The sequence below is a fragment of the Actinosynnema sp. NPDC059335 genome (assembly GCF_042752395.1).
Classification (GTDB): domain Bacteria; phylum Actinomycetota; class Actinomycetes; order Mycobacteriales; family Pseudonocardiaceae; genus Actinosynnema.
The window spans coordinates 28,086-43,443 of the sequence record NZ_JBHYXZ010000016.1; the positions used below are offsets into that span (position 1 = coordinate 28,086).

General features: G+C 75.4%; 9 protein-coding genes and 1 pseudogene (1 of these 10 running past the window's edge). All 10 read right to left on the reverse strand.

All coding sequences use genetic code 11. The features are described 5' to 3' along the window. Window positions 1–50 precede the first annotated feature (50 nt). On the reverse strand, window positions 51–1,865 hold the full coding sequence (locus ACFXGA_RS07775; protein WP_378085295.1) for a hypothetical protein: 1,815 nt from the start codon (window positions 1,863–1,865) through the stop codon (window positions 51–53). Window positions 1,866–1,959: 94 nt separating this feature from the next. Then, window positions 1,960–3,243, reverse strand: a pseudogene (locus tag ACFXGA_RS07780) (S8 family serine peptidase); the annotation flags it as partial. Window positions 3,244–3,426: 183 nt separating this feature from the next. Beyond that, complete coding sequence (locus tag ACFXGA_RS07785; RefSeq protein WP_378085297.1) at window positions 3,427–6,672, reverse strand: S8 family serine peptidase; 3,246 nt, start codon at window positions 6,670–6,672, stop codon at window positions 3,427–3,429. A gap of 224 nt (window positions 6,673–6,896) precedes the next feature. Next, a complete protein-coding gene (locus tag ACFXGA_RS07790) occupies window positions 6,897–10,121 on the reverse strand; it encodes a S8 family serine peptidase (RefSeq protein ID WP_378085299.1) in 3,225 nt (1,074 codons plus the stop codon). Between the two features lie 193 nt (window positions 10,122–10,314). Then, on the reverse strand, window positions 10,315–10,806 hold the full coding sequence (locus tag ACFXGA_RS07795; protein WP_378085301.1) for a hypothetical protein: 492 nt from the start codon (window positions 10,804–10,806) through the stop codon (window positions 10,315–10,317). 77 nt (window positions 10,807–10,883) lie between these two features. Then, on the reverse strand, window positions 10,884–11,234 hold the full coding sequence (locus ACFXGA_RS07800) for a hypothetical protein (RefSeq protein ID WP_378085303.1): 351 nt from the start codon (window positions 11,232–11,234) through the stop codon (window positions 10,884–10,886). Then, window positions 11,231–12,028 carry a DUF692 domain-containing protein gene (locus ACFXGA_RS07805; protein ID WP_378085305.1) on the reverse strand — a complete coding sequence of 266 codons (798 nt, stop codon included), beginning with the start codon at window positions 12,026–12,028 and terminating at the stop codon, window positions 11,231–11,233. The genes ACFXGA_RS07800 and ACFXGA_RS07805 overlap by 4 nt, the downstream gene beginning before the upstream one ends. 574 nt (window positions 12,029–12,602) lie before the next feature. Beyond that, a complete protein-coding gene (locus ACFXGA_RS07810; protein ID WP_378085307.1) occupies window positions 12,603–13,463 on the reverse strand; it encodes a TIGR04222 domain-containing membrane protein in 861 nt (286 codons plus the stop codon). After that, entirely contained in the window at window positions 13,405–14,349 is a 945-nt protein-coding gene (locus ACFXGA_RS07815) for a TIGR04222 domain-containing membrane protein (RefSeq protein WP_378085309.1), read from the reverse strand. Before ACFXGA_RS07815 ends, ACFXGA_RS07810 begins: the two co-directional genes overlap by 59 nt. 200 nt (window positions 14,350–14,549) lie before the next feature. Continuing rightward, window positions 14,550–15,358, reverse strand: the 3' portion of a protein-coding gene (locus ACFXGA_RS07820) for a TIGR04222 domain-containing membrane protein (RefSeq protein WP_378085311.1). 274 nt of this gene lie beyond the right edge of the window; only the last 809 of its 1,083 coding nucleotides appear in the window; the start codon falls outside the window, past its right edge; the stop codon is at window positions 14,550–14,552.

Here is a 15,358-nt window from a genome sequence, read left to right on the forward strand (position 1 = left end):
GGCGAGGGGACATCCGCGCGACCGGACGTCCCCTCGCCGCGACAGGGCGCTCAGCCGATCTTGTACGCGCGGATCACGGCGTGCTCGAAGGTGTTGCCCTTGCTGTCGGTTCCCTTGGCGCGCAACGACGCGTAGCCCGTCCGGTCGGCGTTGCGGACGAGTGCCGCGCCGCCGACGACGGGAACCGTTGCCCAGGTCTTGCCGTCGTCGAAGGACACGTCGACTTCGACCTTGTGGACGCGTCCGTTGTCCGCGCCTTGTTGTTGTTCGACGGTCAGCGGGATGCGCAGCAGGTGTCCGGCGGGTGTGCCGCCGTCGGCGTCGAGCCGGGGTGTGAAGCGCACGACCGACAGGGGGAGCTTCCGGCTCCGCTCGCCCGGCACGGTGTCGGAGCGGAACGTCCACGAGCCGGTGACCCGCGTGGTGAGGTCGAAGACCTCCGGCGCGCGGACGAGGTCCAGGTCGAGCCGGTAGCGGGCCGCGCCGGGCGGGACGGTGAACCGCGCCGACGCGGACGGGACCTCGGCGACCGGTTGGCCGTCGCGGTGCAGGGTGGCGCGGGCCGACTCGGTGACGGACCAGCCGAGGTTGTCCCCGCCGTCGTTGACCAGCGGCACCTGCGCCGTGATCACGTCGCCGTGCCGGCTCAGGTAGTCGTAGGAGGACGGCGGCAGGCCCGGCCCGAACACCGGGAAGCGGAACCGCTGCTCGTGGGTACGGCCGGCGCGGTAGGTGCGGTCCGTGGCCGAGTAGTCGGCGACGGAGTCGCCGTCCGGGCCGTGCTCGCTCAGCAGCCACCGCCACCGGAAGCCGTCGCCGAGGACGTAGTCGATCGCCTCGCCGCCCGTGGGCACGGGGAACAGCACGCCCATGGGGCCGGAGCCGTCCGCGCCGAACGGGGCCGCGCCGAGGTCGTAGCCGTGGCCGGCCGGGGCGGGGCCGAGGTGGGAGCGCACCTCGGCCAGGTCGCGCCGGGCCGGCGCGCGGACGAACCCGGTGGGCACCCGGCCGCGCTCGACCCAGGCGAGCCGGTGGTGGACCGGGGTCGCGCCGACCGGCGTGCCGGTGCCCTGGGTGGCGACGACGAGTTCGAGCTGGTCGTCCGGCAGGTCGGGGTCGGAGCCCGCCAGGGTGAGGCCGTCGGTGAACCCGTCGATGAACAGCGAGCCGATCGACACGCGCGATCCTTCGTGCGCGCGGGTGACCCGGACCTCGGCGAGCACGGGCTTCGCGCCGGGGTCCGGGGTGGTGACCCGGACCGGCTCGGCGGCGCGGGCGTCGAAGGCGAGCGCGGTCGGCCCGGCCACGACGAGGACCGGCCTCGGCAGCAACGCCGTCCGACCGTCCTCCGGGTCGCCGGTGGTGACGTCGCCGAAGGCGAAGTACTCGCCCTTGGGCAGGCGCAGCCGGGCGGTGTCGTCCTCGCCGTCGAAGAACGCGAACACGTCGTTGTCCATGCCGATCACGAGCCCGCTGTGCCGGCTGGGCGCCTCGCCGTTCGCGTCGACGAACGTGGCGGTGACGTCGTAGCTCTCGGGTTCGCGGTCGACGCCGACCGGGGTGCGCAGGAGGTCGCCCGCGACGACCGCGCCCGAGATCGCGCCGTCGACGCCGCCGACCCTGGTGTCCGCGGTGACGGTCACCGTCGCCGCGCCGCCCGCCGGGACCGTGACGGTGGTGGGCGTGACGGTGAACAGGCCCGCGGGCGCGGGCTCGCCGTGCGGGCCCCTGGCCTCGACCGACACCGGGAAGGTGACGGCGTCCGTGCCGCTGTTGCGGTAGGTCAGCTCCCCGGTCACCGGGGTGTCGTCGTCGTGCGGCCACGGGTGGGAGCCCAGGGCGAGGCTGGTCGGGTCGGACGTCACCGCGGCGCGCAGCGCCCCGGGCAGGGTCGACGCGGCCCGCGCCCTGGGCGAACGCGGTCGCCGCCGGGTTGTTCCTGGCCGAGGCCATGAGGGTGGCCTTGATCCGCTCGCCGGTCCAGTCGGGGTGTTGCTGGGCGATGAGGGCGGCTGCGCCGGCGACGTGCGGGGTGGCCATGGACGTGCCGGAGACGGCCACGTGGTGCTCGTCCACGGGCATGCCGATCCGCCCGGCGGCGGCCTTCGCCGCGACGATGTCCACGCCGGGGGCGGTGATGTCGGGCTTCACGCCGCCGTCGCCGAGGCGCGGGCCGCGGCTGGAGAACGGCGCGACGGCGTCGTTCCGGTCGACCGCGCCGACGGTGAGCGCCGCCTCCGCGCTGCCGGGCGAGCCGACCGTGCCGGGACCACCGCGGTTGCCCGCCGCGACGACGAACAGCGCGCCGGTCCGCGCGGACAGGGTGTTCACCGCTTCTTCCAGCGGGTCGAGGCCGGGCGTGTCGTCGCCGCCGAGGCTGAGGTTCACCACGTCCGCGCCCTGGTCCACGGCCCACTGGAGGCCGTCGAGGATCGAGGACTCGGGGCAGCCGTGGTCGACGCACACCTTGCCGTCGAGGATCTGCGCGTCCGGCGCGACGCCCCGGTACTTCGGGCCGTTGCTCGCGATCGTGGCGGCGACGTGCGTGCCGTGGCCGACCCGGTCGGTGGCGTCGGGGTCTTCGGTGAAGTTCCGCTCGGCGATCTCCCGGCCGGCGAGGTCGGGGTGGGTCTGGTCGACGCCGCTGTCCAGGACGGCGACCTTGACGCCCTTGCCGGTGAACCCTGCCTGCCACGCGGTCGGTGCGCCGATCTGGGCGGTGGAGCGGTCGAGGGTGGGCCGGCGGAGGCCGTCGAGCCAGACTTTCTTGACGTCCGGGTCGGTGAGGAGGGCCTGGAAGGTGGTGGCGGCACTGGTTTTCGGGGTCTGTGCGGCGACCGCGTCCACGGCGGATAACGCGTGGGTGACGTGGACGCCGGTCGGCTGCCGGTCGCCGGTGATGATCAGCGGCACGGTGTCGCGCCTCGCGTCGTCGTAACCGGCCTCGACCAGGCCCGTGACGTCGAACAGGCGCGGGTCCAGCCGGCCGCTCGCGACGGCCCGGGCGGCGTCGCGGGGGATGACGTGCAGCCGGCCGTCGCGGTGAACGGTGAGGAAGCCGACCCGTTCCCGGCCGGGACCGGCCTGGACCGAGTTGATCCCGGTGTCGTGGAGCAGGACCCGGTCACCCGTGATCAGGGTGACGGTCGTGGTCCCGGTGGTGTCGTGGTGCGCGGGTCGCGGCGTCGCGCCGGCGACCGTGGCGGCGCCGGTGGCCAGGCCGAGCGCGGCCAGGGCGGCCACGGCGGTTCGTCGTGCTCTGGCGGTCAACGCGGATACCTCCCGAACGTGGTGGTGTGCGGTGAAAACCGCACGGGGAAGGCACCGCCCGCGCGCGGCGGCGGCGATGTGCCGATGACCGATGCCCCCCGATGGTGTCGGCCGGCGGGCGGGGGCGTCCGCGTGCGCGAACGCCCCCGCCCGGTGTCAGCCGACCTTGTACGCGCGGATCACGGTGTGCTCGAACGTGTTGCCCCTGCTGTCGGAGCCCTGGACGCGCAGCGACGCGTACCCGGCGGCGCCGGGGTTGCGGACGAGCGCGGTGCGCCCCACCACCGGGGCCGCCGACCAGGACTTGCCGTCGTCGAACGACACCTCGACGCGGACCCGGTCGACCCGGCCGTTCGCCGCGCCCACCGGCGGGCGCCCCCCGACCGGCCCCCCCCCCAGCCCCCCCCCGGGGGCGCGGCCGGGGGGGGCGAGCGCCGGGGTGAACCGGACCACGGTCAGCGGCAACGGCGTGACGCGGTCGGCCGGCGTGCCGCCGGACCGGAACGTCCACGCGCCGCTGACCGAGGTGGAGAACTCCGACACGCCCGGCGCGCGCACGGCCTCCGTCTCGACCCGGTAGCCGGCCGCCCCCGGCGGCACGGTCCACTCGCCGCGCCCGGCCAGCGGGAACTCGCCGACCGCAGTCCCGTCGCGCCGCAGCGTGGTCCGGGCCGACGACACCGCGGACGCGCCGAAGTTGTTGTGCCGGTCGCCGAACAGCGGCACGGACACCGTGATCACGTCGCCCTGCCTGCCCAGGTGCGGCAACGACCCGCCGGGCAGCGCCGGGCCGAACACCGGGTCGTGCAGCCGCTGCCGCACCACCTGCCCCGGCCGGTGCCGCGTCGGCGGCGTCGCGGACTCCGCCTCGATCGAGCGGTCCCGGAACTGGGCCAGCGACCACGACCACCGCACGTCGGGAGCGGTGGTGGCGTAGTCGATCGACCTCCCGGGCACGGTCACCGCGGTGTCCGCGCCGAGGCCGCCGATGCCGTCGGGCAGGACGGGGAAGCCGGCGAACCCGTAGGTCCGGTCCGGCGTGCCGACGCCGAACTCCGACCGCACCTCGGCCAGGTCGCGCCGGGCCGGCGCGCGGACGAACCCGGTGGGCACCCGGCCCTTCTCGGCCCAGGAGAACCGGTAGGTCACCGGGGTCGCGCCCTGCGGTGTGCCGGCGGCCTGCTCGCCGAGCAGGACCGTCAGGTCGGCGGGCGGCACGTCCGGGCCGACCTGCCCGATCGAGGTGCCGTCGCCGAAGCCTCCCGGCCGCGCCGAGCCGATGCCGGTCACCACCTCGCCGGCGACGCCGCGCAGGAGCAGCATGTCGCCGACCACGGGCCGCGCGGCCGGGTCGGGGTAGGTGATCGCGATCGGCTTGGCCTTGCGGGCGTCCACGGTGATCGTGCCGGTGTCCGGGCCGACGCGCAGGCTCGGCTGCGGCAGCACGGCGGTCTGCTCCGGCCCGCCGGTCAGCACCTCGTTCACGACCAGGTACTCGCCCACCGGCAGCCGCGTGGTGGCCTTGCCGTTCTCGCCGTCCTGGAACACGACCGTCGGGTTGTCCACGCCGATGACGAACGAGAAGAAGTCGGTCGCGGGCCGGCCCTGCGCGTCGATGAACTCGAACGTGACGTCGTAGCTCTCGACCTCCCGGTCGACGCCCACCGGCACGCGCAGCTCCACGCCGCCGCCGGAGGCGACGACCGTGCCGCTGTACGCGCCGTCCACGGCGGCCGCCCTCGGGTCGGCGGTGACGGAGACGGTCGCCTCGCCGCCCGCGGGCACGGTGACGGCGCCGGGGCTCACGGTGAACACGCCGGCCGGCGCGGGCCTGCCGTCCGGGCCCTTGGCGTCGACGGCCAGGCTGAGCGTGACGGGCTGCGTGCCGCTGTTGCGGACGGCGAACTCCCTGCTCGTCGGGGTGTCGTCGTCGTGCGGCCACGGGTGCAGGCCCAGCGCCAGGCTGGGCGGGTCGGCGGTGACCGTCGTGCCGATGGCCCTGGCGAGGTCGACGCGGCCGGTGCCCTGGTCGAAGGCGGTGAGCGCCGGGTTGTTCTTGGCCGAGGCCATGAGGGCGGCCTTGATCCGCGCGCCGGTCCAGTCGGGGTGTTGCTGGGCGAGCAGGGCCGCCGCGCCGGCGACGTGCGGGGTGGCCATGGACGTGCCGGAGACGGCCACGTGCGCGTCGCCCACCGGGGTGCCGATCTGGCCGGTGCTCGACTTGGCGGCGACGATGTCCACGCCCGGCGCGGTGACGTCCGGCCGGGGCGCGCCGTCGCCGACCCGCGGGCCGCGGCTGGAGAACGGCGCGATGTCGTCGTCGCGCTCGACCGCGCCGACGGCGAGCGCGGCGTCCGCGCTGGCCGGCGAGCTGATCGTGCCGGGACCGCCGGAGTTGCCGGCGGCGACCACGAACAGCGTGCCGGTGCGCGCCGACAGCGTCTCGATGGCCTGCTCCAGCGGGTCCACGTCCGGGGTGTCGGTGCCGCCCAGGCTCATGTTGATCACGTCCGCGCCCTGGTCGGCGGCCCACTGCATGCCGTCGACGATCCAGGACTCGGCGCAGTCGAGGGAGCAGACCTTGCCGTCGAGGATCTGCGCGTCCGGCGCGACGCCCCGGTACTTCGCGCCCGCGCCGGCGACGGTGGCGGCGACGTGCGTGCCGTGGCCCACCAGGTCGCTGTTGTCGGGGTCCTCGGTGAAGTTCCGCTCCAGGACCTCCCGGCCGGCGAGGTCGGGGTGGGTCTGGTCGACGCCGCTGTCCAGCACGGCGACCTTGACGCCCTTGCCGGTGAACCCTGCCTGCCACGCGGTCGGCGCGCCGATCTGCGCCACGGAGCGGTCCAGGCTGAGCCGGCGCACGCCGTCCAGCCAGACCTTCTCGACGCCCGGGTCGTCCAGCAACGCCCGGAACGTGGCGGCGACGTCCGCCTTGGCGGCCCGCGCCGCCACCGAGTCGATGGTCGGCAGCGCGCGGGTGACCTGGACGCCGGCCGGCTGCCGGTCCCCGGTGACGATCAGCGGCACGGTGTCGCGCCTCGCGTCGTCGTAACCGGCCTCGACCAGGCCCGTGACGTCGAACAGGCGCAGGTCCAGCCGCCCCGCCGCCAACGCCTTGCCGACGTCGCGCGGCACGACGTGCAGCCGGCCGTCGCGCAGGAACCGGTGGAACGTGACGCGGTCGCGGCCCGGCCCCGGCGTGACGGACAGGAGCGCCTGGCCCGCGACGACCACCTTGTCGCCCGTGACCAGGGTGACGGTGTGCCGCTCGCCGCCCGGTTGGCTCGCCGGCGGCGGTGGGGGTGCGATCGAGGTGGTCGCCGCCGCGGTGCCGGCGGCCAGCCCGACCGCCAACAACGCCGCCCCCCAGGCGATCCCCCGTCGTCGTGCTCTCGGATTCAACGCAGATACCTCCCGAATCTGGTTGAGCGCGCTGTGGACGCGCTGCCGGGAGGTGCGAAAAAACGGTGTACCGAAAGTGATGCGCCCCCCGACAACTTGGACGCTATCCACTCGGGGGAGCCGTTTCAGCGTCCCAACGCGGGGACCGGACGCGGCCGGGCAGCCCAACCGGCGTTGCTCGCCGGGAGGGGCGACCACCGGCCGCGGCCGCCCCTCCCGGGCGCTCAGCCGATCTTGTAAGCGCGGATCACGGTGTGCTCCAAGGCGTTCCCGGCGCTGTCGGTCGCCCGCACCCGCACCGAGCCGTACCCGGCGCGATCGGGGTTGGCGACCGTCGCCGCACCCGCCGACACCGGCGCCGCGGCCCACGTCGCGCCGTCGTCGAACGACACCTCGACGTCGATCCGGTCGATCCGGCCGTTCGCCGCGCCCTCCTGCTGCTGCACGGTCAACGGCACCCGCAACGACGCGCCCTTCGGGGCCGTGCCGCTCCCGTCCAACCCGGGCGTGAACCGCACCACCGACAACGGCAGCGGCAGGACCCCGTCCCCGGTCGTCGTGTCGGAGCGGAACGTCCACGCGGCGCTCACCCGGGTGGCGAACTCCGACGTGCCCGCCGCCCGCACCGCCTCCGTCTCCACCCGGTACGCCGCCGCCCCCGGCGGCACCTCGAACAGCCCGTTCGCCGCGTACGGCGTCTCACCGACCTCCACCCCGTCGCGCAGCAACGTGGTCCGCGCCGACGACACCGCCGCGTTGCCGCCGTTGCCCGCCCCGTCGGTGAACAGCGGCACCGCGAAGCTGATCTCGTCGCCGCCGCGCGCCAGGTACGGCGACCGCGACTCCGGCAACGCGGGCGAGAACACCGGGTCGTTGAACCGCTCCTCGTGCCCGCCGCCCCGCTCGTACCGCCGCTCCGGCGAGGTCAGCGTCGCCTCCACCGCCCCTTCCGCGCCGTATTGCAGGAAACCCCACGACCACGCCAGGTCCGGGGTGACCCGGTCGACCGCCTCACCCGGCGACGCCACGTCCGGCAACCACGCCCACCCGGCCACACCGCCGGGGGTGATCGGGTTGCCGCCGTGCCCGAACGCGCGCCCCGACGGTCCCGGCCCGAACCGGGTGCGCACCTCCGCCAGGTCCGACGCGGCCGGCTCCCGCACGAACCCGTCCGGCAACCGCCCCTGCTGCGACCACGCGAACCGGTAGGTCACCGGCACGTCGCCCTCCGGCGTGCCCCGGAACTGCGCGCCGAGCAACACCGTCAGCTCGTCGTCCGCCGGTTCCGGGCCGACGTGCGCGATGGACACGCCCGGGCCGAACCCGCCCAGGAACGCCGTGCTCACGCTCGCCTGCCGGTCGCCGTGCGCCCGCACCACCGTCACGTCGCCCAACGCCTCCGCCGCCCCCGGATCCGGCGCGGTGATCCGCACCGACTTCGCGGCACGGGCGTCCAGCACCACCTCGGTGTCCGCCGTGACGCTCAACCGCGGCCGGGGCAGCAACGCCAACCGGGAGTCCCCCGTCTGCACGTCCGAACCGGTGAAGTACTCGCCCCGCGGCAACCGCAGCGTGAACGAGCCGTCCGCGTCGTAGGGGAACTCGAACACGTCGTTGCTCAACCCGATGACCGACGCCGAGTAGTCGACCGCCGGGGCGCCGTCCCCGTCCACGAACCGGAAGTCCACGTCGTAGCTCTCCACCTCCCGGTTCACGCTGACCGCCGTGCGCAGCGGCGCCGGACCGCCCGTCGCCACCACCGACCCCACGTACAGGCCGTCCACCGACCCCGGCCGCGTGTCCGCGGTCACCGTCGCCGTCGCCTCGCCGCCCGCCGGCACCGTCATCTTCGCCGGCGACACCCCGACCAGACCGGCCGGCGCCGCGCCCCCGTCCGGACCCGTCACCTCCGCGGTCAACGCCAACGTGACCGGCGCGGTCCCGTCGTTGCGGTACCGCACCACCTTCGACACCGGCGCGTCGTCGTGGTGCGGCCACTCCCGCGTCCCCATCGCCAGGCTCGCCGGCTCCGCCGTGACCAGCGTGGTGATCGCCTTCGCCACGTCCACCCGACCCGCGCCCTGGTCGAACGCCGTCAACTCCGGGTTGTTCCGCGCCGACGCCACCAGCGCCGCCTTCACCTGCCCGCCCGACCAGTCCGGGTGCCGCTGCGCGACCAGGGCCGCCGCGCCCGCCACGTGCGGCGTCGCCATCGACGTGCCCGACATCGCCACGTGGCCGTCGTCCACCGGCGTGCCCACCGTGCCGCCGCGGGACCGCGCCGCCACGATCTCCACGCCCGGCGCGGTGACGTCCGGCTTCACCGCGCCGTCACCGACCCGCGGACCCCGGCTGGAGAACGGCGCGATCCCGTCCTGCCGGTCCACCGCGCCCACCGTCAACGCCGCGTCCGCGCTGCCCGGCGAACTGATCGTCCCCGGCCGCGAGTTGTTGCCCGCCGCCACCACGAACAGCGTGCCCGTCCGCGCCGACAGCGTGTTCACCGCCTCCTCCAGCGGGTCCAGCTCCGCCGTGTCGGCGCCGCCCAGGCTCAGGTTCACCACGTCCGCGCCCTGCTCGGCCGCCCACTGCAGGCCCGCCACGATCGCCGACTCCCGGCACCCCGACGCGACGCACACCTTGCCGTCCAGCAGGTCCACGTCCGGCGCCACACCCCGGTACTCCGCGCCGGCACTCGCGATCGTCGCCGCGACGTGCGTGCCGTGGCCCACGGTGTCGGTGTTGTCCGGGTCGTCGGTGAAGTTCGCCTCCGCCACCTCGCGACCCGCCAGGTCCGGGTGGTCCCCGTCCACGCCCGTGTCCAGCACGGCCACCTTCACGCCCTTGCCGGTCAGCCCCGCCTGCCACGCGGCCGGCGCGCCGATCTGCGCGGTGGACCGGTCCAGGGCCGGCCGGCGCACCCCGTCCAACCACACCTTGCGCACGCTCGCCCCCGACACGAGCGTGCGCCAGGCGTCCGACGCCTCCGACTTGACCACCCGCGCGGCGTACGAACCCACCGCGGGCAACCGGCGCCCCACCCGCAGCCCGGCCGCCGCCGGCTCCTCCTCACCGGTCACGATCAACGGCACGGTGTCCCACCGGCGATCGTCGTACCCCGCCTCGACCAGACCCGTGACGTCGAACAACCTCGGGTCCAGCCGGCCCTGCGCGACGGCCCTGGCCGCGTCGCGCGGCACCACGTGCAGGCGCCCGTCACGCCGGTAGCTGTGGAACACCGCGCGCTCCCGCCCCGGCCCGGCGACCAGCGCGCGGACCTCGTCACCGAGGAGCACGACCTTGTCCCCGGTGATCAGCGTGACCTCGTGGTGGCCGCTGTTCGGGGCCGGCGCGCCCCGCGCGCCCGACACCCCCGGACCGACCACCACCAGGCCTGCGGCGACCAGCACGGCCGCCCACGGCACGACACGCCAACGTGTGCTCTTCAACTCATCGACCTCCCGGTGAGGCGCCGCGCCTGGCGGAACACGGCCGGAAGGGCTCGGCGACCCGCCGGTGGCGGCGGAGGGACCGGGAGCGACGTTGCCCTGGGACCCCACCGACGCTAGAGGCCCCGGAAGAGCCGGACAGCCGCTGATTGGTCGGTCGGATCTTCACCGGTTCAGCGGAGTAAGCGGTTACCTACCGCTCGGTGACTGAGCCGTCGGCACCAACCGAGATACCGGCCTGCGGTCCACCCGCTGGGCAGTCCGGACCGTTCGGGTACGCCATTTCGGGGTGGACGGTCATCTCCCGGTCCACCACCGCGGAACCGGATTGGTCCACCAACCGCAGGGTCACGGAGACGGGACGCGCGGGCATCCGGGGGAGGTCGGCGAACCCGTGCTTCCCGCCGGTCGGCTCGACACGGGCACCGCACGAGTCGTCCGGCCCGGTGCCCGTGCACGTCGTGTCGCCGGCCCTGGTCGACGGGTACAGCTCCAACGTCGGGGTTGCACAGGAACCGTCCCAGCAAACCTCGATCGTGCCGGACACCACGTCCGGGTGCTCGACCTCCACGCCCACGCCGACGCGCGTGCCGATCTCCGTGCACGCCACACCGGCCCCGTCCACCGCCGCCCCGCACGCCGCGACCAGCAGCAGCACGCCCAACGGCCAAGTCCGTCTCCACATGCCCGGAGGACGGACCGCACGGCCGATCGGGTTGCGCGGCCGATCAAGTCGCGCGGTCGATCGGGTTGCGCGGCCGATCAGGTCGCGCGGTTCGCGCGACGCCACCACCGCCGTTTCCGCGGCTTCAGCTCACCCCGCCGCACGGCCCACTCGGCGAACCGCGCCGCGTCCTCGCGGAACCGCGTGCCGACCTCCTTCGGGTGCGCTCGGGCGTAGGCGTCGAACAACGGTCGGAACCGCTCACCCAACTCGGCCGCCACGTCCGGCCGCAGCATCTCCACGATCCCGCGCCGCTTGTTGAGCAGCGCACGCCTCTCGACGCGCAGGCGCTCCTCGTCGAAACCGGCGGGCGCGTCACCGTCCGCCAGCAGGGCCCGGAGCAACTCGGCCTGCGCCGCGGCCAGCCGGTCGCGCTGCGGCTGCGTCATCCCAGCACGGCCCGGATCGCCGCCAACTCGGCCGCCAGCTCCGCGTCGGCCGGGTAGTCGTCGTCCCGTTCCAGCAGCACACCCGGCGGGTCGACGCGGGCGCGGAGCTGGGCGAGCACGTCCAGCACCTCCGGCAGCACCGCGTGGGCGTGCGTGTCGTGGTAGAGGCCCTGGTGCTCCTCACCGCCCGCGACGTGCACGTAAGCCAGGCGTTCCAGGGGGATCTCGTCCAGGAAGCGGGCGACATCGGTGCCGAGGTTGCGGGCGTTGGCGTAGAGGTTGGCGACGTCGATCAGCAGGTGGCAGTCCGTGCGGTCGACCAGCTCGGCGAGGAACCGGCCCTCGGTGAGCTCGCCGTCCGGCCACTCGAGGAGGGCGGCGACGTTCTCCAGGGCGAGGGGCACGGGCAGGTCCCGCTGCGCCGCCTTGACGTTCGCGACGAGCACGTCGAGCGCGTCGCGGGTGCGGGGGAGGGGCATGAGGTGCCCGGAATCCAGACCGCCCGCGCGGACGAAGCAGACGTGGTCGCTGACCAGCGGGGCGTCGAGGGCCTCGGCCAGGGCGGCGAGGTGCGCGACGCGCGCGGCGTCCACCGGCTCCGCGCCGCCGAGGGAGAGGGAGACGGCGTGGGGGAGGACGGGGATGCCGCGCTCGCGGAGGAGGAGGACCGACTCGGGCAGGTGCTCGACGTGCAGGTTCTCCGCGACCACCTCGACGAAGTCAACCCCGGGCAACCGTTCCACGGTGAGATCGATCTCGGGCCGCCAACCTATCCCCACACCCAGCTTCCGCACGGGACACCTGTCTTCCCAGCCACTAATCTGACGATCACCCGAGCCGCCGCCGAAACACGATCGGGTGATCATCGCCGAACGACCTCAACAAAACGCCGTTATCATTGGCCTCGAACGTCGGTTGAAAACACAAGGCCGCCGCCTCAACCACCTCCATGTCCAACCCAGCCTCCACCACCCGCCCAACTCCCCGCCACCACGGCGTCCACCCACCGGCTCCCCCTCGCCCCAAGCCCTCGCCACCCAAGCCCCCAGCCGCGCCGCTCGCCTCCCACGGCCCGCCACCCCCAGCCCGCCCCAACCCGTCACACCTGCCCACGCCTGCACCCCACCGCCGCCCGCACACCGGCTTTCCGCCGCACGCCCGCTTCCCGCACACCCCGCGCCGCGCCTGCACGCCCGCCCGCGTCCGCACCCCCGCCGGACGTGGACGCCGGGAGCCTTCACGCCGGCCGAAGCGTGCACGCCCGCAGCCCTCACGCCCGCTGACGCGTGCACCCGCAGCCCTCACCCCCGCTGACCCGTGCACGCCTGCCGCTGCGCGCGTAGCCCACCGCCGCAGCCGCCCGGCCGGTCAGTCGCCCCCACCGCCGCCACACCCGCCACCGCCGCACGACGAGCCGCCACCGCACGACGAGCCGCCGCTCCCGCAACTGCTGCTGGAACAGCTACCGCACCCGCCGCCGCACGACGCGCCGCCATTGGACCCGCTCCCGCGCGACCGCCGTCGCAGCGTCGCCGCCGCGGCCGGTGCGATGCCCAGCACCTCCCACACGTGCTGGCGGTCGACCTTGCCGAGCAGGCCGTAGTAGGCGACGAGGGCGATCCGGTTCGGCGACACGGCGGTCCGCTCCAGCTGTCGCACCATGGCCGTCCCCGACCGCGTCAGCGGGCGGGCGATCCGGGTCAGGGCGAGCGACGCCACCAGCGCGCCCAGGACCACGACGGCGGCCACCGCGAACGGCAGGTCGAAGGCGATCAGCGCGATCACCGCGACCAGCCCCGTCGAGATGGTCAGCAGTCGCATCAGGCGCGCGGCCCGCCGCCGGCCCGCCGGCACGACCGCCCCGCGCGCGACCAGGTGTTGCCGCAGCGCCCGGGCCTCGGCGCTGCCGGCGGTCGCGGTGATCACGTCGCCCAGCGACCGCGGCAGCGCGCGGAGCACGTGCGCCTGCAGCGGGCTCCGGGGGGAACCCTGGCGGGCGACCGCGCTGACCAGGCCCGATCGTGAGATCCGCACCGCGCGGGCCTCGACCAGCGACACCACCGCGACCTCGGCCGCCCGGCCGGGGCCGCCGGCCAGGAAAGCCTGCTCCTCGAGGCTCAGGTCCGGGCCGAGGCCCGGGACCGAGCCGAAACCCGCACCCCGACCGGGCTCAGGCGTCGAACCCGCCGAACCCGTCGTACCCGGTGTCCACGACGTCGCCACCGTCATCGCCCTCCAACCACTGCCCGGCCAACCACCCGCCCGCGAACCACCCACCGGCCACCAGCCACCCGTTGCGCCGCTGCCAGCGTCGCGGTTCGACCACCACGGCACGCCTGCGCCGGGGGAGCGGTGCCTGGGACGTTTCCGCAGGTGCGATCGGTTCCACCCGTTCACCGTCGAACACCGCCGTCCGCTCACCGTCGAACACCGCCGGGTCGACCCGCGCCGGTCCCCGCGCGGACGTCGGGGGCGGCGCGGCGGTCCGGGTCAGGCCGTAACGGGCGGTCAGCTCGGCCGGGTCGACCGGGGCCAGGCCCGCCGTCGCCTCCTCGTACGCCCGCGCGCCACGCCTGGTCAGGACCGGCGGCGGGCCCAGCAGCAGCACGACCGCCGGCACGCCGGCGGCCGACAGCGCGACGGCCGTCGCCCACCCGCCCGGACCGGCCACGACGCCGACCACCGCCACCGCCGCCAACGGCACGACCGCCAACACCGCCCGCGCCAACCGACGCCGCGGCGACACCAGCAACCCGCCCTCGACCAGACGCCGCCCGAGCTGCCGGGCGGGTCCGCTGGTGGCCGCGCCGACCACCAGTTCGTCCAGGTCGCACGGCCGCGCCAGCCGGGCGAGCACGACCCCCTGCAGCGCCGACGCCGGCGGCTCGTCCGGGCCGGGCACCGCGGCGGCCACCGAACCGGACACCCGCGCCCGGTTCTCGGCCACCAGCCCGGCCAACGCCACCTCGACCGCCCGCACCGGGCCGCCGCCGAGGTACCCGATCTCCTCGAAGTCCAGCGGCCGGTTGGGCACGGTTCCCGTGACCCGCTTCACCCGCAGGCCCAGGACCACCGCGGCGACGAGCGCCGGGCCGTACCACCACAGGAACGTCATGGCCGCCACCCTAAGAGGTCGCCCGCGCGGTCAAGCCCCGAAAGCGCCAACCCGCCGAACCGCCAACCCGCCGAACCGCCAACCCGCCAAAGCGCCAACCCGCCAAAGCGCCGACCCGCCGAACCGTCAACCAGCCCAGAGCGGCAAGAGCCCCAAGAGCGCCAACCGGGAGGACGAGAGCGACGGGAGAACCCGGTCCGTCAGCCCCCGCCCCCGCCGCAACCGCCACCCCCGCCGCACGACGATCCACCGCCGGAGCAACTGCTCCCACCGCCGCAACTCGCCGCCGTGTACGTCCCCGCCGCGAGAGCCCCGCCGGTCGCCGCACGGGTGCGCGGCCGCACCGCCGCCCGCAACGCGCCGTCCGGGTGCCCGCCGAACCCGTTGAGGGCGACCAGTTCGGCGGCCGACGCGGAACCGCTCCTCGCCCGCGCGACCGCCGCACGCCCCTTCGCGGTGCGCGCCAACACCTTCACCTTCACCAGCGCGAGCACCAGCACGCCGGTCAGCACGAGCTGCAACGTCAACCACCCCACGGGCGCGCCGATCACCAGCCCGTTCACCCACCGCACGACCCCGACCGCGAACAGCAGCACCATCGGCGCGACCGCCACCCGCGTCCACCGCCGAGCCGCCTCCGGCGGCACCAGGTAGTCCATTTCGGACAGACGACGGCCGACCGCGCGCGGCGCGTCCTGCTCCGACACCGACGTGATGAGCAGCGTCAACGTCCGGTAGCGGTAGCGCGTCGCGTCGGCCAGCACGGCCTGGTCGACCGGGTGGTCGGCGACCGCGGAACCGGCCAGCCGCACCGAGCCGTTGCGCGCGGGCACGAGCGTGCCCGAGTCGATCAGCCTGGCCACGGACGCCTCGACGGCCCGTCGCGGTCCGCCGGCCAGGTAGGCGAGGTCGATCAGGTCGAGTGGGGGGGGGGGGGGGGGGGCCCCCCCCCCCCCCCCCCCCCCCCCCCCCCCACCCCCCCCCCCCCCCCCCCCCCCCCCCCCCCCCG